Raw genomic sequence first — 21018 nt, 5'->3', positions numbered from 1 at the left:
GCAGGAACATGGAGACACGTGCGGCCACGGCGACGACGGCCAGGGCGATGGTAATGTATTCGAGCGGGTGCATGATTAACCCCGCACTGCCGGAGCGTAGCCGCCGTGGGCGACGTACAGGTCTTGCGAGAAGCTGCGGATGGCCGAGATGGCTGCCGCGAAGAAGCTGGTGCGTTGGATAGCTGCAGTCATAATTGTTCCCCTGAGATAAATACTTCGATGTTGCGTTGCAGTATAGGGGCGTCCTCGTCATAAACAAACTTTAGATTTGTGATTCCAGCGATGCGTTTGGTGAATAGCTGTAAAGTTGCTCTCACGCAAGATATTCGCTTTGCGAATATCTTAAGCAACGGGTTTTGCATAAGAAGGGCATGGGCGCTTATCGATGCTCGCGCCTGGTGCGAATCTTGCATATCGTAAGCACATGAAATCGCGAGACAGTGCTTCACCACACCTGCGGATCGTCGTCGTGCTTTCCGCCACAGCACCCGGGATCGACCCGGATGCCGCCCAGGCCGCGCAGACGCGGCGCAGCACCGCGCTGCGCATCGGCCTGCTCGAATCGGGATACGACCTGATCGCCTCGCTGCCGGCCGACGTCTTCCTGCCCGAGCGCATCGCCCAGCTGCAGCCCGACCTGATCATCGCCGACAGCGAGTCCGACGCGCGCGACGTCCTCGAGCACATCGTGATCGCTACCCGCGACGCGCGGCGGCCGATCGTCCTGTTCACGGAAGACGATGCGCCGGCCAGCATGGACGCGGCGATGGATGCCGGCGTCTCGGCCTATATCGTGGCCGGCCTGCAGGCGGAGCGCGTCAAGCCGGTGCTGGACGTGGCGCTGGCGCGTTTCCGGCGCGAGCAGAAGCTGCTCGATGAGCTGAGCGACACGCGCCAGAAGCTGGCGGAGCGCAAGACCGTCGACCGCGCCAAGGGCCTGCTCATGAACCGCTACAGCCTGACCGAGGAGCAGGCCTACCAGCGCCTGCGCACCCTGGCGATGAACAAGAACCTGAAGCTGGCGGAAGTCGCGCAGCGCCTGATCGACGTGGAAGACCTGCTGGGCTAGGCCACGCCGATTCTATATACAAGACAAGGAGACGTATGACATTGGCAGGCAGAGGCGCCTGGATCGCCGGCACCGACCGCCCCGAGATCGAGACCGTCCGCATCGGCTTCATGCCGCTGGCCGATTGCGCGCCGCTGGTGATGGCGTCGGTGCTGGGCTTCGACGAACAGTACGGGGTGCGCTTCGAGCTCACCCGCGAGCTGTCCTGGACCGCCATGCGCGACCGCCTGATCGGCCAGCAGCTCGACGCGGCCCATGCGCTGTACGGGATGGTCTATGGCATCCAGAACGGTATCGGCACCCAGCAGTGCGATATGGCGGTGTTGATGAACCTGCACCAGAACGGCCAGAACATCACGCTGTCGCGCGCGCTCGCCAACGCCGCCCTCGACCCCGGAATGCTCAGGCGCGAGGTGGACGAGAAAGGGCGCAAGCTCACCCTGGCCCACACCTTCCCGACCGGGAATCACGCGATGTTCCTGTATTACTGGCTGGCCGCGCACGGCATCGATCCGCTGGTGGACTGCCAGGCGGTGACGGTGCCCCCTAGCCAGATGGCGAGCAGCCTGGCCTCCGGCCATATGGATGGCTTCTGCGCCGGCGAGCCATGGGGCCAGCGCGCCCAGCGCGAGGGCGCCGGGGTCCAGGCCGCGTCGAGCGAACAGATATGGCCGAACCATCCGGGCAAGGCGCTCGGCACGCGCGCCGACTTCGCCGCCAGCCACCCGAATACCTGCCGCGCCATGATCTCCGCGTTGCTGGAGGCGACACGCTGGCTCGACGCCTCGCGCACCAACCGCGAAGCGGCGGCCGAGGTGCTGGCCAGTCCCGCCTACGTCAATGCCAGCCGCGAGACGCTGCAGTTCTGCCTGGCCGGCAGCCATATCGACGAGCACCGGGAAGGCGGCGGCTGGCGCGGCCACAACGGCCTGCGCTTCCATGCCGACGGCGAGGCCAACTTCCCGTGGCTGTCGGACGGCATGTGGTTCATGACCCAGCACCGGCGCTGGGGCCTGCTGCGCGAAGCGCCCGCTTACCTGGCGCTGGCGGCCCAGGTCAACCGCATCGACCTGTATCGCGAGGCGGCCGAACGCACCGGCACGATGCTGCCCAGCTCACCGATGCGCAGTTCGACCCTGCTCGACGGCCGGGTATGGGACGGCAGCGACCCGCAAGCCTGGGCCGGCGCACCATCCGGATCTTGAACGCAGTGCAGGCGGGTGCATCATCGTGGGGAGCGATGCACCGCAATGCAGCATCCGGATGTGATCCATTTGCGTACGCTCCCTGAAGCCCCGGTGGCACGCCTCTTGCTCATACCAATGACAGGATCAATGGCGATTCTTCTCACGAACATTTTCACTTAGCTGGCCCAACGCGGGGACGGCAACAGGACAACGGCGTCCGCAGCTACTGCCCCCGGCAGCAAGCGCGGACGCCTTTTCGTTTTTCAAAGGAAGAACAATGGCCAGCAAAGCAGACAGCATCAAGCTCTTTTCCTTCCAGGGGGCGCCGATGCGCGCCTTCCACCTGACCTGGGTCGCCTTCTTCATCTGCTTCTTCGCCTGGTTCGCCTGCGCGCCGCTGATGCCGGTCATCAAAGGTGAATTCGGGCTCTCGATGGAGCAGATCGCCAACATCAATATCGCGGCGGTCGCGATCACCATCTTCGTGCGTCTGCTGGTCGGCCCGCTGTGCGACCGCTACGGCCCGCGCAAGACGTACACCGGTTTGCTCCTCATCGGCGCGATTCCCGTGCTGGGCGTGGCGATGGCGCAGAGCTACGAGGCCTTCCTGCTGGCGCGCCTGGGCATCGGCGCGGTCGGCGCCAGCTTCGTCATCACCCAGTACCACACCTCCGTCATGTTCGGACCCAAGGTCGTGGGCACCGCCAACGCGGCGGCCGCCGGCTGGGGCAATGCGGGCGGCGGCGCGGCGCAGGCAGTGATGCCGCTGATGCTGACCGCGATCGTGATGCTGGGCGTGAGCCAGTCGCTGAGCTGGCGCCTGGCGCTGGTGGTGCCCGGCGTGATGATGATCGTCATGGCCTTCTTCTACTGGCGCTACACGCAGGACTGCCCGGCCGGTAACTACGACGACTTGCGCAAGACCGGCCTGATGCCCGAGGGCGGCGGCAAGGGCGGCTGGGCGAGCTTCGTCGCCGGCTGCCGCAACTACCGCGCCTGGCTGCTGTTCGTCACCTATGGCGCCTGCTTCGGCATCGAGATCTTCATCCACAACATCGCCGCCGTGTACTACGTCGAGCACTTCGACCTGTCGCTGGCGCAGGCCGGCATGGCGGCCGGCAGCTTCGGCCTGCTGGCGCTGTTCGCCCGCGCGCTGGGCGGCTGGCTGTCGGACAAGGCCGCGCTTTCCGGTGACCTGAACCGCCGCGTGACCGTGCTGTTCGTGCTGATGATCGGCGAAGGCCTTGGCTTGCTGTGGTTCGCCCAGGCTGAGGGCGTGGTGTTCGCGGTGGTCGCGATGCTGGTGTTCGGCCTGTTCACCCACATGGCTTGCGGCGCCACCTATGCACTGGTGCCGTTCATCGCACCGAAGGCGCTGGGCGGCGTGGCCGGCATCGTCGGCGCCGGCGGTAACGTCGGCGCGGTGGCAGCCGGCTTCCTGATGAAGGGCACGGGCGACATCAAGCAGACGCTCACGATCCTCAGCGGCCTGGTGCTGGTCGCCAGCGTCTGCGCCATCGCAGCCCGATTCACCGCGACCAGCGCTGACACGGCGCCGGCAGCCGCAGCAGCTTAAATTAGGAGCAGCAAATGCATATCGTCGTCATCGGCCACGGCATGGTGGGCCACAAATTCCTCGAAACCCTGGCTGCCAGCGGCCGGCCAGACTTGCGCATCACGGTGCTGGGTGAAGAACCGCGGCCGGCCTACGACCGCGTGCACCTGTCGGAATTCTTTGCTGGTAAAAGTGCGGACGACCTGTCGCTGGTGGCGCCAGGTTTCTTCGATCGCGCGGATACTGAAATGAGCATGGTGCTGCGCCTGAATGCGAAGGTGGTCGGGATCGATCGCGCGGCGCAGAGCGTGACGCTGGCCGATGGTTCCTCCGTTGCTTACGATCGGCTGGTGCTGGCGACCGGCTCCTATCCTTTCGTTCCCCCGGTCCCGGGGGCCGATCGCAAGGACTGCTTCGTCTATCGCACCATCGAAGACCTGGAAGCGATGCAGGAATGCGGAGCACGCTCGAAGTCGGGCGTCGTGATCGGCGGCGGCCTGCTGGGCCTCGAATGCGCCAAGGCGCTGCGCGACCTGGGCCTGAACGCCCACGTGGTCGAATTCGCGCCGCGCCTGATGGCGGTGCAGGTCGACGATTCCGGCGCGCGCGTGCTGCGCACCCGCATCGAGGAACTCGGCGTCGGCGTCCATACGGGCAAGAACACGCTGGCCATCGTGGATGGCGAAGACACCACCCACCGCATGCAGTTCGCCGACGGCAGCCACCTGGATACCGACATGATCGTGTTCTCGGCCGGCATCCGCCCGCGCGACGAGCTGGCGCGCGCGTTCGGGCTGGAGATCGGTGCGCGGGGCGGCATCGTGATCGACGACCGCTGCCAGACTTCGGACCCGCACGTCTACGCCATCGGCGAATGCGCGCTCTGGAACGGCCAGCTGTATGGCCTGGTAGCGCCGGGCTACGATATGGCGCGCACCGCGGCGCGGCATCTGCTGGGTACGGAATGCGGGTTTGTCGGCGCCGACATGAGCACCAAGCTGAAACTGATGGGCGTGGACGTGGCCAGCATCGGCGACGCGCACGGCGCCACGCCGGGCAGCCGCAGTTACCAGTTCATGGACGAACGCAAGCAGGTCTATCGCAAGATCGTCGTGTCCAGCTGCGGCAAATACCTGCTGGGCGGCGTGCTGGTGGGCGAGGCGTCCGCCTATGGCGCGCTGCTGCAGACGATGCTGAACAAGATCGAGCTGCCCGAAGCGCCGGAATACCTGATCCTGCCCGAGAGCGGCGGCGCGGCCCGGCCGGCGATCGGCGTCGACAAGCTGCCGGCAACGGTCCAGGTCTGCTCGTGCAACGATGTCAGCAAGGGAGCGTTGTGCGAGGCGGTCGCCGGCGGCGCCACCACCCTCGGCGCCCTCAAGAGCTGCACTTCGGCCGGCACCGCCTGCGGCGGTTGCGTGCCCTTGGTGACCCAAGTCCTCAATGCCGAGCTGAAGAAACTGGGCGTGGCCGTCAACAACCACCTGTGCGAACACTTCCCGTACTCGCGCCAGGAGCTGTACCACCTGGTGCGCGTGGAAGGCATCAAGGACTTCGGCGAACTGCTGGCGCGCCACGGAAAAGGCCTCGGCTGCGACGTCTGCAAGCCAACCGCCGCCAATATCCTGGCCTCGGTGTGGAACGACTTCGTGTTGAAACCGAAGCACGCCAGCCTGCAGGATTCGAACGACTACTTCCTCGGCAACATCCAGAAGGACGGGACCTATTCGGTGGTGCCGCGCATGCCGGGCGGCGAAGTCACGGCCGACGGCCTGATCGCGGTGGGGATGGTGGCCAAGAAGTACGGCCTGTACACCAAGATCACCGGCGGCCAGCGGGTCGACCTGTTCGGCGCCCGCGTGGACCAGCTGCCCGCGATCTGGGAAGAGCTGATCGCGGCCGGCTTCGAATCGGGCCACGCCTATGGCAAGTCGCTGCGCACCGTGAAATCCTGTGTCGGCTCGACCTGGTGCCGCTTCGGCGTCGGCGACAGCGTGGGCTTCGCCATCGCGCTGGAGAACCGTTATAAAGGCTTGCGCGCGCCGCACAAGATCAAGTTCGGCGTCTCGGGCTGCACCCGCGAATGCGCCGAGGCCCAGGGCAAGGACGTCGGCCTGATCGCCACCGACAAGGGCTGGAACCTGTACGTGTGCGGCAACGGCGGCATGAAGCCGCGCCACGCCGAGCTGATCGCCTCGAACCTCTCCGAAGAAGAAGTGGTACGCCTGACCGACCGCTTCCTGATGTTCTACGTGCGCACCGCCGAACGCCTGCAGCGCACCAGCACCTGGCGCGAAAACCTCGAAGGCGGTCTCGATTACCTCAAGGCCGTGGTGCTCGACGACAGCCTCGGCATCGCGCAGGAACTGGAAGCGCAGATGCAGCACGTGGTCGACACCTATGCCTGCGAATGGAAGGAAGCCGTCACCGATCCGAACGTGCGCCGCCGCTTCCGCCATTTCGTCAACAGCACGCAGGTCGACGAGAACGTCGTGTTCGTGCCCGAACGCGGCCAGGTGCGTCCGGCCACCTTCGACGAACGCCGCCGCGTCATCCCTATCGCCACCGCAGCCTAATGCAGTCTTACCAGGAGAGCAGCCATGCACCGTGATCTTCAACTCGAACGCTGGACCGCCGTCTGCCTACTTTCCGACATCGTGCCCGATACCGGCGTGTGCGCCTTGCTGAATGGCCGCCAGGTGGCCGTGTTCCGCGTCGGCGGCGATGAGCCGAGGGTATTCGCCATCGATAACTACGATCCCAATTCGCAGGCCGCCGTGCTGTCGCGCGGGCTGGTGGGCAGCATCGGCGAGCGCATCGTTGTTGCGTCGCCGATCTACAAGCAGCATTTCGACCTGCAGAGCGGCGAGTGCCTGGAAGCGCCGGCGCAATCGGTCGCCAGCTATCCGGCGCGGATCGACGGCGGGCAGGTCTGGGTCGCCGCATGAAGCCGTCTTTGGTCGTAGTCGGTAACGGCATGGCCGGCATGCGCACTGTCGAGGAGCTGCTGGCGCTGGCGCCCGATTTGTACGACATCACCGTGTTCGGCGCCGAGCCGCGCGTAAACTACAACCGCATCATGCTGTCACCGGTGCTGGCAGGCGAGAAAACGGCGGACGAGATCGTGCTGCATCCGCGCAGCTGGTATGAGGAGCACGGCATCACGCTGTACGCGGGAGATCCGGTGGTGGCGATCGACCGCAAGCGGCGCATCGTGCGTGCACGGTCGGGCAAGGAGGTGCAGTACGACCGCCTGCTGCTGGCCACCGGTTCGCAACCGTTTATCGTGCCGGTGCCGGGCGCGGATCTGCCGGGCGTCGTGGGCTTTCGCGACCTGGACGACGTCGACACCATGCTGCAGGCGGCGCGCGACGGCAAGCACGCGGTCGTGATCGGCGGCGGCCTGCTAGGGCTGGAAGCGGCCAATGGCCTGCTGCGGCAGGGCATGGACGTCACCGTCGTGCACCTGACCGGGAGCCTGCTCAACCAGCAGCTCGACGTCGACGCCTCGCTGCTGCTCAAGATCGCGCTGGAGGGCCGCGGCCTGCGCATCCTGCTGGGCGCCGAGACCGAGGCCATTCTCGGCAATGGCAAGGTGGAGGGCGTGCGCTTCAAGGACGGCACAGAGGCGCCGGCCGACCTGGTGGTGATGGCGGCCGGCGTGCGTCCGAATGTGGCGCTGGCGCGCGCTGCGGGACTGCACGTCGAGCGCGCCATCGTGGTCGACGACACCTTGCAGAGCTATGATCCGCGCGTGTACGCGGTGGGCGAATGCGTCCAGCACCGCAAGGCGACCTTCGGCCTGGTGGCGCCGATCTGGGACCAGGCGCGGGTATGCGCCGCCCATCTGGCCGGCCTGGGCCATCGCCGCTACGTGCAGCAGGCCACCGCCACCAAGCTGAAAGTCACCGGCATCGACCTGTATTCGGCCGGCGACATCGTCGGCGGACCGGGTACGCAAGACCTGGTGCTGCGCGACCGCCGCGCCGGCATCTATAAGCGCCTGGTGCTCGAGGGGAACCGCATCACGGGCGCCGTGCTGTATGGCGACGTGCTCGACGGCCCTTGGTATTTCGACCTGATCCAGCGTGGAGCCGACGTATCGGCGCTGCGCGATCGATTGTTGTTCGGGCCTGCAATGTGTGAAGCGCAGGCCGCGTAGAAGAGAGTCATTTATGGCGCACATGCCGATCCCGCTGCAAGAAGTCCGCACCACCTGTCCTTATTGCGGCGTCGGCTGCGGCGTGAAGGCCACGCCGCTGGGCGATGGCGGTGCGCTGATCGAGGGCGACGCCGATCATGTCGCCAGCCGCGGGCGCCTGTGCGTCAAGGGCTCGGCCCTGGGCGAGACGCTGGGCCTGGACGGACGGCTGCTCCATCCAGCCGTCCGCCGCGATGGCGTCATGGCGCGCGCCAGCTGGGACGAGGCGCTGGATACCGTCGCCGATGGCTTCAGGCGCATCATCGCCGAGCACGGGCCGGATGCGGTGGCGCTGTACGTCTCGGGCCAGATCCTCACCGAGGATTACTATGTCGCCAACAAGTTCATGAAGGGCTACGTCGGCAGCGCCAATATCGACACCAACTCGCGCCTGTGCATGTCGTCCGCCGTGGCCGGCCACAAGCGCGCCTTCGGCGAAGACGTGGTGCCGGGCTGCTACGAGGATTTCGAACTGGCCGATGCGATCGTGCTGGTCGGCTCGAACGCCGCCTGGTGCCATCCGACGCTATTCCAGCGCATCGTCAAGGCGAAGGAGGCGCGCCCCGAACTGCAGATCATCGTGCTCGACCCGCGCCGCACGGCCACCTGCGAACTGGCCGACCTGCACCTGCCGCTCAAGCCGGGCAGCGACGTGCGGCTGTTCAACGGCCTGCTGGCCTATCTGGCGCGAGGGGGCGCGGTCGACCATGACTTCGTTGCGGCGCATACGCATGGGCTGGAAGCGGCGCTGGAAGTGGCCGGGGTGGATGGCGAGGTGGATGACGTGGCGCGCGACTGCGGCGTCGATCCGGTCCAGCTGCGCGCATTCTACGAGCTGTTCGCGCGCACCGAAAAAGTGGTGACGGCGTTCTCGATGGGCGTAAACCAGTCCTCGAGCGGCACCGACAAGGTCAACGCCATCATTAACTGCCACCTGCTCACCGGCCGTATCGGCCGTCCCGGCATGGGCCCGTTCTCGCTGACCGGCCAGCCGAATGCGATGGGCGGACGCGAAGTGGGCGGCCTGGCGAATATGCTGGCGGCCCACCTCGACCTGGACAACGCCAACCATCGCGAGGCGGTGCGCGGCTTCTGGGGCGCGCCGCGCATCGCCGACAAGCCGGGCCTCAAGGCGGTCGACCTGTTCCGCGCGGTGGAGGCGGGCAAGGTCAAGGCGGTATGGATCATGGCCACCAATCCGGTGGTCAGCATGCCGGATGCCGATCAGGTGCGGCGCGCTCTGGCTGCCTGCGAACTGGTGGTGGTGTCGGACGTGGTGGCGAACACCGACGTCGGGGTGTATGCGCATGTGGCGCTGCCGGCGCTGGCCTGGGGCGAGAAGGATGGCACAGTGACCAATTCAGAGCGCTGCATCTCGCGCCAGCGCGCCTTTTTGCCGGCGCCGGGCGAGGCCCGCGCCGACTGGCAGGCGCTGTGCGAGGTCGCCAGGCGCATGGGCTTTGCCGGCTTCGATTACGACGGCGCGCACGCGATCTTCGACGAGCACGCACGCCTGTCCACCTGGAAGAACGGAGAGGAAGGCTATCGCCGCGCTTTCCGACTCGATCCGCTGGTCGGCATCGAACGCGCGGCCTACGATGCGCTGGAGCCGATCCAGTGGCCGCTGCGTTCGCCGACCGACGGCACCGCACGCCTGTTCGGCGACGGCCGCTTTTCTCATCCCGATGGCAAGGCGCGCTTCATCGCGACCACGCCGCGCGGACCCGTGCACGCGCCGGGCGGCGAGTTCCCGTTGGTGCTCAACACGGGGCGCATGCGCGACCAGTGGCACACGATGACGCGCACCGGCAAGTCGCCGCGCCTGGCCGGCCATGCGGCGGAACCTTTCGTCGACCTGCATCCGCACGACGCGCTGCTGGCCGGCGTGCGCGAGGGAGAGCTCGCCCGCGTCAGTTCACAGTGGGGCGCGATGGTGGCGCGCGTGGCGCATGGCGGCGGCATCGCGCGCGGCGCGGTGTTCGTGCCGATCCACTGGAATGGGCAGACCGCATCCGATGCGCGCGTCGGTGCACTGGTCAATCCCGAAGTCGATCCGGTGTCGGGTGAGCCCGAGTTCAAGCACACGCCGGTGCGGGTGGAGCCGTTCGGCGTGGCCTGGCATGGCTTCATCCTGAGCCGCACGGAACTGAACCTGGAACGTGTGGCGCACTGGACCCGCGTGCGCGGCAGCGGCTTCCTGCGCTATGAGCTGGGCGGCCGCGAGCCGGTATCGCCCGCGGTGGCGCGCGCACTGCTCGGGGCGGATGAAGACGCCGACTGGATCGAGTACGAGGACAAGTCGGAAGGCATGCTGCGGGCGGCGCTCGTGGTCGATGGACGCCTGGAAGCCTGCCTGTTCGCGGCGCGCCGGCCCGATCTGCCGGCGCGTGCCTGGCTTGGCGGATTGTTCGCACAGGCCGAGCTGAGTGCACGCGAACGCGCGACCCTGCTGGCCGGCCGCGCGCCGACGCTGGGGCCGGATCCGGGACCCACCGTCTGCTCCTGCTTCGGCGTCGGCCGCAATACGATCTGCGCGGCGATCGAGAAACAGGACCTGAAGACGCCGGCCGAGGTAACCGCCTGCCTGCGGGCAGGCGGCAACTGCGGGTCGTGCCTGCCCGAGATCAGGTCGCTGTTGCAAGAAGCGCGAGCAGCAGTCGCGTAACCGGATCACGACGCCCCGTCACGGCACTCCGGATGCAAACCGCGCGAGCGCACCACCGGCGCCTCGTTGCCGAACAGCGGCAGCTCGATATACGGCCGCTCGGTGGCCGACACCGCCAGCACATAGGCCTGGCGCTCGAGCCGGTGCTGCAGCACGACCTGCGCCACGTAGGCCGGGGCCAGCACGCGCTGGGCCTTGCGCTTGCCCAGGTCGAGATAGCCGAAGCCCATCGTGGCCGACTGCACGGCGTCGCTTGGCAGCCGATCCTTGGACTTGCCCAGCACGCTGGCCAGGCGCTCGGCCAGCTGGCGCGCCGCCAGTTCGGCCTCGATGACGGGCGCGGTGTCGAGCACCTCGGCATCGCTGTGGCGGATGTTCAGCGCGAGCGCGTCGACCGTGCCGTCGCCGGCCAGGCGCAGCGCCACCGAGGCGGCGCCCAGCACCGGGATCTCGCCCACCGCATGGCGCCAGGCGCCGGTGGCGCGCACCAGCAGCGTGTCCGACAGCTTCTGCTCGCGATCGCTGCCGCGCGCCTTGGTCTGCCACAGGCGCTCGAAGGCCAGGCTGCCGCGCTCACCAACCCAGGCGCCGATGTCGATGCGCTGCGCCGCTTGCTCCAGCTGGCGCACCAGCACCGGCGTTTCTTCCAGCCGCGGCCAGGGCGCCTGGAACGGCGCCAGGCCGGACACGTACTGCAGCGCACCCGAGGCGTGGTAGACCACGGCGCGCGCGCCATCGGGCAGGTGCACCACGCTGCGTTCGCCGCGGTCGGCCAGGTTGGCGCGATCGTGGCGACAGATGTCGGCTTCGTGCAGCGCGGTCAGGAAGCGGTTCATATTGGCGCGCGCATCGTCGCGGGTGAGCGGGGTGAGCGCGATCACGTCGGCGCGGCCCGGGACCGCATGCGCGCCGGTCTTCATCAGGGTATCGATCAGGGTTTGCTGGTTCATGGTTCAGCCCTCCGTCCACTTCCACAAGAGACATGCCTGCTGCGCCGGCGCCAGGTCGGGACTCACGCTGCCGTGGCCCCACAGGTGGTCGCGATTCAGGGCGGACAGGTCCCAGCGGATGGCGCCGCCATTCCAGGTGGCGGCGTCGCCCACGCAAACGGTAACCGGGTGGTTGTCGACCCACCAGTCGGACACGCCGTCGTGCCAGGCGCTGGAGACGGTGTCGCCGTCGACCAGGTTGTCGGCCACGTCCTCGCCGCATTCGTCGGTGGTGATGCCGTCATACATATCGCCCCAGGCGCCGCAATAGATGTGCAGGCGCGCGAAGATGTTCCACAGGCCGGTGACGGCGGCCAGGTTGACCGTGTGGCAGGAATAGGCCATCACCCATTCGCTGTTCCAGTCCTCGCCCAGCTGCCACTGATCGGACCAGGTGCGCCATTCGCTGTGCGCGGTGTCGTACAGCATGCGCGCCCGGCCATCGGCCTCGGAATTGCCGTGCGTCTCGATCCAGAACAGGTCGACATCGTCGACCCAGTTGCGGTCGCTGCCGCCCTGGTCGACGTCGCGGATGTCGGTCTCCCAGACGTCGGTATTGGCCCAGTAGAAGGCGCGCGTGTGGCCGGCCGAGCGCAGCTTGCTGTCGAACCCATTGCTTCTGTTAAAGGTGTACGTCAGGTCTCCCGCCGTGCTCACGCCGGCGGCGCGTGCATGGTTGAAATACCGGATTGCTTCGACTCCGAACCTCGCCATGAGATTCTCCTTTCGTATCGGAAAGCCATGCGCCGCACCCTGATGGGCATGGCGGAGTGGCTCGGGATACAGTAATCGGAGCAGGCGCGGCGGCTCTGCCGAAGATCAGGCTTCGCGAGTGTTGCGTATCCGGGTGGATAGAAGCGCGGTGGGGGCTTGCGTGGCGTCGTGTCGTGGGATGCGAGGGAGAGTGCGCCTGCCGGCGGGATGCCGGCAGGCAGTGGCGCTTAGGCTCTTAGCGCAGGGTGCGGGCGAAGAACTCGTCGGTGCGGCTGTTGGCCAGCGTCGCATCGTCATGGTCGTAGTGGCTGCCGCCCGGGCGGGCGAAGGCGTGGTCGCGGCCCGGATAGACGTGGACCTCGGCATCGGCCTTGCCTTCCAGCGCGGCCTTGATCTGCTCCTGCGCTTCCGGTCCGATGTATTCGTCGGCGCCGGCCAGGTGGTAGAGCAGGGGAGCGCCGATGTGCTTGGCCTCGTGCAGGTACTGGTCGGTGCCGCCGCCGTAATAGACGGCGAAGGCGTCGCCATCGGTGCGGGCCGCGGCCAGGTAGGTCATCAGGCCGCCCAGGCAATAGCCGGTAACGCCGACCTTGCCGGTGCTGCCTTCCATCGTGCGCGCGGCGCTGATGGTGGCGGCAATGTCCTGCACGCCGTGGTCGAAGTCATAGGCCTGGTACATCGAGAAGGCCTTGGCGACGTCGGCTTCATTTGCCTCCGACAGCTGGATGCCTGGGTCGGTGCGCCAGAACAGGTCGGGGGCGACGGCGATATAGCCCTTGGCGGCGTAGTTGTCCGCGATGCTGCGGATGCCGCCGTTCACGCCGAAGATTTCCTGGAGCACGACGATGACGGGGTAGGTACCCACGACATTGGGACGCGCGACGTAGCAGTCGAAGCTGCGGTCGGCGGTGGTGACGGTGAGGGTTTCAGCCATGATTTTCCTTTTGATTGGAGGTTGGGGCGCCAGCCGGTGACGGCAATGACCGGCCTGCGACGCATATCATAAAACGGATGGCGGAATTGGAACAAACGCCGGCCATTCCAGGCGCATCATGGACCGGCCGGGCGGTCGCGCCGGCTGTACTCCCGGGCCGGGACATGATGGATCGACATCGAAGGACGCGCAACCAGCAAAAAAGCCAGATCGTTTTATCGAATCTGGCTTTTCCTGCCCGCGAAGGCTAAGAACGAGGACAGTCAGTGCTGATGACCATAAAGATCCGTGTTTCAGGCATCATCGTTCGGGTTGCCTCGGTTGCTCGCCCGGATCGTCCGACGACACCGTGGCCGAGATTTGGGACGATCCCACCATTTGCGCCCCGTCAGCGGTAATGATCTCCGCACGCCGGTTTTCCTTGCGCCCAATCCTGCTGGCGTTGTTGGACGCCGGTTTCTCTTCGCCGTATGACCGGAGGGCGATACGGCTGGAGTCGATTCCACGGCGCACCAGGGCGACACGTACCGCTTCCGCCCGTTTCATGGCCAAGGCCTGGTTATATCGGGGGTTGCCGACATTGTCCGTATGCCCTTCGATCACGACCTCGCGTCCGGGATTGCTTTTCAATGTGGTGGCCAACTCGTTAATCGCCGGTACAGCGCTGGCCGGGAGCTGCGAAGCTCCAGTGGAAAAACCGATCAAGCCCTTTTGCGCGAGGTCCGGTATTGCGCTCGGTTTGCTGGGTCGTGCTGTAGCCGCAACCGACATTGTCTGGTTCAGCTCCGCCGCCGCAACCTTCACTGTCTCTTGTGCAGCACGCTCGTTGGCAAATTCTTGCGCAGTGGCTGCGCGCTGCTGTGCAAGATAGGCGAGATGCCTGGTGGCCGTCAGGTCGTGCTTGTCATTCCACGCTGTTTTTGCCTTTTGCAGTGAAGCCGTTGCGCGTTCCAGTTCGCTGGGAGCGTATTTGGCCACCTGGGGATCGGCTGACGCGTGGTCGACAGCCTGCCCGGCATTGTCGATAGCCGCACGTGCGGCAGCTACCTCGGACGCCGGCGGGGATGTCGCGCATCCCGTTGCGATGATACCGGCCACAACCGCGCCGGTGGCGGATCGGAGGATGTTGTTCATCTCTCACCTCTACTCATTCTGGTTTGCGCGGTTGATTGCCTCGCGCAAGGTCTGGTTAGTCTTGGTCAGTTCGGCAGCCGCGATCCTGGCCTGGGTCGATTCGCTCTTGACGCGCGCCAGATTGGCGTCGACCTGCGCTTGCTGGGCCAGGCGCATCGCGTCGTGCTTCTGATGGCCGGTGGCAGCGGCGTTGGCTCGCGTCAGCTTATCGGCCGCCACGCCGAAATCAGCAGGAGCGTTTTCCTCCGCACCCGCCATCTGCGCTTGATCGACCGCCTCCCGACTGGTGGCAAGCTGATGGTTCAACTCTGAACTGGAACACGCGGACAGGGCAAGAAGACAGCATCCCGCCAACACGCGTGAGGGACGGTAAAAAAGTCTAACGTGGATCATGACGCCTCCCGGGATATCTGGATTATTAGAATTTCATCTTAAATGAGCGATGTTTGTTCTTCAATCAGACCAAAGGACAATCATCCAGGGTTCTCAGGCATGAGCGTGCCGTACTTATCTTCGCAACCATACTGGAGAGGAAATTCGGGTCAGGTGTCTGCGTTTCGTGTCGAAACAGGTCAGTGAGTCGAAGCCATGCCGCAGGCAGATGAGACGGCGCTCGGCAAGAAACTGCGGGGTCGGGCATCATGGCGCATTATTCACTCACATCGAAGGAATTCTGCATGTCTGATCTCCTGCAAACCTTGCAGTGGCGTTATGCCACCAAAAAAATGGATCCTGCCAAAAAGGTCGCCAAAGAGAAGATCGACCGCATTCTCGAGGCAGTGCGCTTGACGGCCAGTTCCAGTGGCTTGCAGCAGTACGCGTTGTTCGTGGTGACGAACGATGCTCTGCGTGAACAGATCAGGGCGCATGCCTGGAACCAGGCCCAGGTGACGGAAGCCTCGCACCTGCTCGTGTTTGCCGCGTGGGATAACTATACGGCTGAGCGCATCAATGAGATGTTCGATCTGGTGAACGCCGAGCGTGGCTTCAGGAACGAAGGTTGGGAAGCCTACCGCCAGCACCTGCTGTCGACGTATCCGCAACGCGACGCCCAGACCAATTTCGAACACGCCGCGCGCCAGGCTTACATCGGCCTCGGTAGTGCGCTGATTGCCGCGGCCGAGGAAAAGGTGGACGCCACGCCGATGGAAGGGTTCGATCCTGCCAAGGTCGATGAGATCCTGAAGCTGCGCGAGCGGGGATTGCGTTCGGTGATCCTCTTGCCTGTTGGCTACCGTGCGGATGAAGGAGACTGGCTCGTCGACCTGAAGAAAGTGCGTCGCCCGTTTTCGCAGTTCGTCACCGAATTGGCGTAGGCAGCCTGACATCCTGGCGAATCCACTGGCGTTCGATGCGCAGCAAAGATCGGCCGCGGGGGCCAAGCCAGGCATGCAACAATAAAAAAGCCAGACCGCTGATACTTGGTCTGGCTTGAGCTGCGGACCAGATGCGATGCAATACGGCTCGGTCAAATCAAGGCCGGGTCTGACATCGCGACCAGGGTGCAGCCGCGTCCCTGCGCCTTGGCCCGGTACAGGGCGACGTCGGCACGTTGCAGCAGGGTGTCGATGCTGTCGCTGTCATGGATGGGCATGTCGACACCGGCACTGTACGACAGCGCGAATCCCAGCGCCGGCTGCGAGTGCTGCGCCAGCCACTCGCGCAGGCGTGCGTCGTACGCCATGATCGCAGCGCAGTCGGCGCCGTTGAGCAGTACGCAGAACTCTTCTCCGCCGTAACGGCAGCAGGTGTCGCCAGCACGGCTGACGGCGCGCAAGCCCGCCGCGAACAATTGCAGCGCGCGGTCGCCCAAGGCATGGCCGTGCAGATCGTTGATCTGCTTGAAATGGTCGAGGTCAAGAAGCAGCACGCCGATCGGCTGCCGGTAGCGTACGCTGTTGGCCAAGTCGGCGCTGGCCTGTTTCAGCCAGGCCCGGCGGTTCAGGACGCCGGTCAGACCGTCGATCGTGGCCAGCCTTTCGAGGTCGCGGGCAGCCTCGTCGCGGTGCGCCAGCAGGATGGCGGCCATCGACAGCACCAGCATCGAGTTCGATGACAGGGCGAATATCTGGTTGACCAGGTAAGGCCCGAAGAAGTTCGGAAACTCGTCGGTGTAGAACGCACCCAGCACGGCGCGGCAGGCCAGTACCGCCATCTGGACCGACAGGCAGATGACCAGCAGCCAGCGCCAGCGTCCGACCGCCAACTGCGGCGGCCGGCACAGTGTGACCACGACCGTGGCGATCTGCAGGGCCAGCAGGCCGTTGGCCCAGCCCACCCGGAACGCGTAGTCGGAAAAGCCGATGCCATAGCCGGCAGTCATCACGACAGCGATGGCGGCGGGCAGGCGCACGCCGGCATCGCGCCCGCACCAGAGCTGGAAGGCCATCGCATTGAACACCATGCCGCTCGACACGCAGGCCATCGCCAGCGTCGACAGCAGGTGGTCGGCCCAGCCTCCCCGTGGGAAAGCGCTCGAGGCGATCAGGCTCAACCAGCCGGCGGTCTGCAGGATGATCCCGGCCTGTGCGCAGCGCGCCGCACGGTTTACCCGGCCCATGAAGTAGGGCAGCGTCACCGACATGATCGCCAGATTGAGTGTCATGGCGATGAACAGGGAGGGGACGTCAATTTTCAGCAATGGCTCTACTCTCGAAAAAAGCCGTGAAGCGCAGCACCGCCGCTCTCTGCCCCAACTGGTCCTCGTGTCGGGGCGGGTAGGGCGCGGTGCGGGAACGGATGGGATGCCGGTGCGGCCGATCGTCACATGGCCAATGCCGCCAATGCGAGGTCTGGAAACAAAAACAGCGGAATTATATCCGCTGTTTTAAAGAAATTTTGTGGTCGGGGTGAGAGGATTCGAACCTCCGGCCTCTACGTCCCGAACGTAGCGCTCTACCGGGCTAAGCTACACCCCGACGGTTTGGGGTGTACGTACAATGCCCCGGGAAGGCATTACTATAAAATCGCTTAATGGTTCCTGTCAACAGCGAAACGGCTGAGCTGGAGCAGGCTATCTTTGAAGATATTGTCAGGCAAATCCGCGATCGCATTCGACGCGCGGCGGGCCGCTTCTTCGGCCTGTTTGCGGGTGTAATCCAGCGCCCCGCTCGACGTCACCGCCGCCAGCACGGCATCGAATTGCTGCTCATCACCCTGCTCGATGCAATTGCGCACCAGCTCGCGCTGCTCTGGCGTGCCATGTTCCATCAGCCAGATCAGCGGCAGGGTCGGCTTGCCTTCGCGCAGGTCGTCGCCCAGGTTCTTGCCGATCTCGGCGGCGTCGCCCGCGTAGTCGAGCACGTCGTCGATCAGCTGGAAGGCCGTGCCCAACGAGCGGCCATACTCGCCGGCCGCGGCGATCTGGTCGTCGTCGGCGCCGGCTACCAATGCACCCAGCTCGGCCGCCGCTTCGAACAGCTTGGCGGTCTTCGAGCGGATCACCAGCAGGTAGGCCGCTTCGGTCACGTCCGGGTCGTGCATGTTCAGCAATTGCAGCACTTCGCCTTCGGCGATCACATTGGTGGCGTCGGACAGGATCTGCATCACGCGCATATTGTCCAGGCCAACCATCATCTGGAACGAGCGCGAGTACAGGAAGTCGCCCACCAGCACCGAGGCGGCATTGCCGAACAGGGCGTTGGCGGTCTGGCGGCCGCGGCGCATCGAGGATTCGTCGACCACGTCGTCGTGCAGCAGGGTCGCGGTGTGGATGAACTCGACCACGGCGGCCAGTTCATGGTGGGCCGTGCCGCGGTAGCCGTAGGCATTGGCCAGCAGCAGCACCAGTACTGGACGGATGCGCTTGCCGCCCGCGCTGATGATGTACTCGGCGATCTGGTTCACCAGGGTGACGTCGGAATGCAGCCGCTGGCGGATCACCGTGTTGACGGCCTCCATGTCTGGGGCGATCGACTGGACGATGGAGTTCTGTTGGGCGTGTTGAGTGGCGGCTGACAAGGCTGACCTGCGAAGACGTGGGTTAACTATAAGAGTGCCGCGATTATACGGTATGCAAGGGGTATCCGTCCTGCCAGCAGGGTAGAGCCCTCCTTACGGAAGCCCCCCGAACGCCTGCGCGGCGTTGGCGGCTTGCCACGTACTGAAGAGATCGTCAGTCGCTTTTGACGCATCACGGCAATTTATGTATAATCCCCTGTTCCCCGGCTTACGAACAGTCCAGCGCACTTGCGCGGGGCTCTGTTGCTGGCGGATTCTTTTAACATTTGATGAGGTTTCAAATCATGTACGCGGTCATAAAAACCGGTGGCAAGCAATACAAAGTTGTCGCTGGTGAAAAACTTAAAGTAGAACAGATACCGGCAGACATTGGTTCCGAACTCACGATCGATCAGGTCCTCGCCCTCGGCGAAGGCGAAAGCATCAAGTTTGGTGCTCCTCTGGTCGAAGGTGCAACGGTGCTGGTGAAAGTGGTTTCGCAGGGTCGCCACGACAAAGTGCGTATCTTCAAGATGCGTCGTCGTAAGCACTACCAGAAGCGTCAAGGCCATCGCCAGAACTTCACCGAAATCCAGATCGTTTCGATCAACGGCTAATTGCCGTTCCGGTTCCCAGCATAGTCATCAAGGAGTAATTAAATGGCACACAAAAAAGGCGGCGGTACTACCCGCAACGGCCGTGACTCAGAAAGCAAACGCCTTGGCGTGAAAGTCTACGGCGGCCAGGCGATCAACGCCGGCGGCATCATCATTCGTCAACGCGGCACCCCAGTGCGCGCTGGCACCAACGTCGGCACCGGCAAGGATCACACCCTGTTCGCGCTGGTCGACGGTACCGTCAAGTTCGTCAAGCAAGGCGTGGGCTCGAAGCAGTTCGTGACCGTTGTTGCTAACGAAGCAGTCGCAGCGTAATTTACTACGCACTCGCGCCGCATCAGCGGCGCTTCTTTGCAAGGCGCAAGCCTTCCATCGAAAGGCTCTGCCCACGGTAGGGCCTTTTTAGTTTTTAAGCGGTCACAATCATGAAGTTTATTGACGAAGCAAGAATTGAAGTCATCGCTGGCGACGGCGGCAACGGGTGCGCCTCGTTCCGTCGCGAGAAGTTCCGCCCATTCGGCGGTCCGGACGGCGGCGACGGCGGCAAGGGCAGCTCGATCTACGTGGTTGCCGACCGCAATGTGAATACCCTGGTCGACTTCCGTTACTCGAAAGTCCACACCGGCAAGCATGGCGAACCGGGCCGCGGCTCCGATTGCTATGGCAAGGGCGCCGAAGACATCACCATCCGTATGCCGGTCGGCACGCTGATTGTCGATGACCTCAATGGCGAGATCGTCGCCGACCTGACCGAGCACGGCCAGTCCGAACTGCTGGCCAAGGGCGGCGAGGGCGGTTGGGGCAATATCCATTTCAAGACCTCGACCAACCGCGCACCGCGCCAAAAGACCGAGGGCAAGGAAGGCGAACGTCGTACCCTGCGCCTCGAACTGAAAGTGCTGGCCGACGTGGGCCTCTTGGGCATGCCGAATGCCGGCAAGTCCACCTTCATCACGGCCGTGTCGAACGCCAAGCCGAAGATCGCCGATTATCCGTTCACCACCCTGCACCCGAACCTGGGCGTGGTGCGCGTGTCGCACGAAAAGAGCTTCGTGATCGCCGATATTCCGGGCCTGATCGAAGGCGCGTCCGAAGGCGCCGGCCTGGGTCACCAGTTCCTGCGTCACCTGCAGCGTACCGGTTTGCTGCTGCACATCGTCGACCTGTCCTCGTTCGACGAGAAGGTCGATGCGGTCAAGGAAGCCAAGGCCCTGATCAAGGAACTCGAAAAGTACGACGAAGAGCTGCTCAACAAGCCGCGCTGGCTGGTGCTGAACAAGCTCGACGTGCTCGACGATGCCGAGCGCAAGAAGCGCGTCAAGGACATGATCAAGCGCCTGGCCTGGAAAGGCCCCGTGTTCGAGATCTCGGCCCTGAACCGCGAAGGCTGCCAGGACCTGATCAATGCGATCTACCTGCACCTCGAAGAAAAGCGTCATTCCGAGCAGCGCGCCGAAGAAACCTCGATGACCGAGGAAGCGCGTGGCATCTCGTCGATCGATCCGGACGATCCACGCTTCAAGATCATCGAAGACTGAACTTGAGCGCGAGCGCTACTCAGACCACCATCTGGTCGCGCGCCTGGCTGCGCGGCCAGCTGCTGCAATTGGTCGCCACCGCAAGCTCACTGGCCGCGCTCGCGGCCATGCTCGATCCCGACCGCATTGCGGCCGTGATGGGCCTGTTTCTCGTCGGCGTGAACGGCTACAGCCAGTTCTACGCCATCTACGTCGGCATCCGCCTCGCTACCGCGGGGTTGGCGCTGTTGGCGGCCAGGCAGGGCGACCTGCCCATCCTCGGCGACCTTACTGCCCTGTTCCTCCTGGCCCAGCCGGCCGGCCGCCTCGTCGCGGCGTTCGCGATCGGCTTGCCCACGGGGTTATTATTAGTCGTCTGCGCGGTTGAACTGCTGGCAGGACTTTCCCTGCTCGCGTTGCGACCGCGGGTAGCTAACAGTTAGCTGGAACTCGTTTAGATTCGTGTGGTCACACATTGCGGCGGTGAGTTCCACCGT

19 protein-coding genes and 1 tRNA gene are annotated in these 21018 nt (G+C 64.9%); 12 read left to right on the top strand and 8 right to left on the bottom strand.

All coding sequences use genetic code 11. The features are described from left to right. Positions 1-424: 424 nt before the first annotated feature. From SOM28_RS11665 to SOM28_RS11635, 7 genes are all read left to right on the top strand, one after another. Positions 425-1069, top strand: coding sequence for an ANTAR domain-containing response regulator (locus SOM28_RS11665; protein WP_147933826.1), 645 nt, complete (start codon positions 425-427; stop codon positions 1067-1069). 35 nt (positions 1070-1104) lie between these two features. Continuing rightward, positions 1105-2274 (top strand): CmpA/NrtA family ABC transporter substrate-binding protein, encoded by a 1170-nt coding sequence (locus tag SOM28_RS11660; RefSeq protein WP_320468201.1) that lies wholly within the window; start codon positions 1105-1107, stop codon positions 2272-2274. Positions 2275-2533: 259 nt separating this feature from the next. Beyond that, positions 2534-3832, top strand: coding sequence for an MFS transporter (locus tag SOM28_RS11655; protein ID WP_320468200.1), 1299 nt, complete (start codon positions 2534-2536; stop codon positions 3830-3832). Positions 3833-3846: 14 nt separating this feature from the next. Beyond that, positions 3847-6387, top strand: a complete 2541-nt coding sequence (gene nirB, locus SOM28_RS11650; protein ID WP_320468199.1) for a nitrite reductase large subunit NirB — start codon at positions 3847-3849, stop codon at positions 6385-6387. A 24-nt stretch (positions 6388-6411) separates the two neighbouring features. After that, the gene (gene nirD, locus SOM28_RS11645) at positions 6412-6759 is read left to right on the top strand and encodes a nitrite reductase small subunit NirD (protein WP_123071665.1); all 348 of its coding nucleotides are present in this window, start codon (positions 6412-6414) and stop codon (positions 6757-6759) included. Beyond that, on the top strand, positions 6756-7973 hold the full coding sequence (locus tag SOM28_RS11640) for an NAD(P)/FAD-dependent oxidoreductase (RefSeq protein ID WP_123071666.1): 1218 nt from the start codon (positions 6756-6758) through the stop codon (positions 7971-7973). The genes nirD and SOM28_RS11640 overlap by 4 nt, the downstream gene beginning before the upstream one ends. Positions 7974-7986: 13 nt before the next feature. Continuing rightward, positions 7987-10677, top strand: coding sequence for a molybdopterin-dependent oxidoreductase (locus tag SOM28_RS11635; RefSeq protein ID WP_320468198.1), 2691 nt, complete (start codon positions 7987-7989; stop codon positions 10675-10677). Between the two features lie 5 nt (positions 10678-10682). On the opposite strand, the gene SOM28_RS11630 is transcribed toward SOM28_RS11635, so the two are convergent. From SOM28_RS11630 to SOM28_RS11610, 5 genes are all read right to left on the bottom strand, one after another. After that, positions 10683-11627: a hypothetical protein gene (locus SOM28_RS11630; RefSeq protein WP_123071668.1), complete on the bottom strand. Its 945-nt coding sequence runs from the start codon at positions 11625-11627 to the stop codon at positions 10683-10685. Positions 11628-11630: 3 nt separating this feature from the next. After that, on the bottom strand, positions 11631-12380 hold the full coding sequence (locus SOM28_RS11625; protein WP_147933834.1) for a DUF6345 domain-containing protein: 750 nt from the start codon (positions 12378-12380) through the stop codon (positions 11631-11633). Positions 12381-12615: 235 nt separating this feature from the next. Continuing rightward, positions 12616-13314 (bottom strand): dienelactone hydrolase family protein, encoded by a 699-nt coding sequence (locus SOM28_RS11620; RefSeq protein ID WP_320468197.1) that lies wholly within the window; start codon positions 13312-13314, stop codon positions 12616-12618. Positions 13315-13614: 300 nt separating this feature from the next. Then, positions 13615-14448: an OmpA family protein gene (locus SOM28_RS11615; protein ID WP_320468196.1), complete on the bottom strand. Its 834-nt coding sequence runs from the start codon at positions 14446-14448 to the stop codon at positions 13615-13617. 9 nt (positions 14449-14457) lie between these two features. After that, positions 14458-14754, bottom strand: a complete 297-nt coding sequence (locus SOM28_RS11610; protein WP_320468195.1) for a DUF4398 domain-containing protein — start codon at positions 14752-14754, stop codon at positions 14458-14460. A 371-nt stretch (positions 14755-15125) separates the two neighbouring features. Here SOM28_RS11610 and SOM28_RS11605 point away from each other — a divergent pair, with 371 nt between their 5' ends. Then, positions 15126-15764, top strand: coding sequence for an NAD(P)H-dependent oxidoreductase (locus SOM28_RS11605; RefSeq protein ID WP_320468194.1), 639 nt, complete (start codon positions 15126-15128; stop codon positions 15762-15764). A 152-nt stretch (positions 15765-15916) separates the two neighbouring features. On the opposite strand, the gene SOM28_RS11600 is transcribed toward SOM28_RS11605, so the two are convergent. The 3 genes from SOM28_RS11600 to ispB all read right to left on the bottom strand — a co-directional run bounded on the left by SOM28_RS11600 (position 15917) and on the right by ispB (position 18408). After that, a complete protein-coding gene (locus tag SOM28_RS11600; protein WP_320468193.1) occupies positions 15917-17089 on the bottom strand; it encodes a GGDEF domain-containing protein in 1173 nt (390 codons plus the stop codon). Between the two features lie 200 nt (positions 17090-17289). Continuing rightward, positions 17290-17366: transfer RNA gene (locus tag SOM28_RS11595), tRNA-Pro, on the bottom strand. A 52-nt stretch (positions 17367-17418) separates the two neighbouring features. After that, positions 17419-18408: an octaprenyl diphosphate synthase gene (ispB, locus tag SOM28_RS11590; protein WP_123069529.1), complete on the bottom strand. Its 990-nt coding sequence runs from the start codon at positions 18406-18408 to the stop codon at positions 17419-17421. 284 nt (positions 18409-18692) lie between these two features. Between ispB and rplU the strand changes: the two genes are divergently transcribed. The 4 genes from rplU to SOM28_RS11570 all read left to right on the top strand — a co-directional run bounded on the left by rplU (position 18693) and on the right by SOM28_RS11570 (position 20964). Beyond that, complete coding sequence (rplU, locus tag SOM28_RS11585) at positions 18693-19004, top strand: 50S ribosomal protein L21 (protein ID WP_123069546.1); 312 nt, start codon at positions 18693-18695, stop codon at positions 19002-19004. Positions 19005-19046: 42 nt separating this feature from the next. Continuing rightward, a complete protein-coding gene (rpmA, locus tag SOM28_RS11580; protein WP_027865916.1) occupies positions 19047-19319 on the top strand; it encodes a 50S ribosomal protein L27 in 273 nt (90 codons plus the stop codon). Between the two features lie 110 nt (positions 19320-19429). Then, a complete protein-coding gene (gene cgtA / locus SOM28_RS11575; protein WP_320468192.1) occupies positions 19430-20542 on the top strand; it encodes an Obg family GTPase CgtA in 1113 nt (370 codons plus the stop codon). A 2-nt stretch (positions 20543-20544) separates the two neighbouring features. Further along, a complete protein-coding gene (locus tag SOM28_RS11570; RefSeq protein ID WP_320468191.1) occupies positions 20545-20964 on the top strand; it encodes a hypothetical protein in 420 nt (139 codons plus the stop codon). Positions 20965-21018 lie beyond the last annotated feature (54 nt).

The organism is Massilia sp. CFBP9026 (genome assembly GCF_034045165.1).
In the GTDB taxonomy this organism is placed as follows: Bacteria; Pseudomonadota; Gammaproteobacteria; order Burkholderiales; family Burkholderiaceae_D; genus Telluria; species Telluria arenae.
Note: the sequence above shows the minus strand (reverse complement) of the source record. Positions and strands in the feature narration are given on the sequence as shown.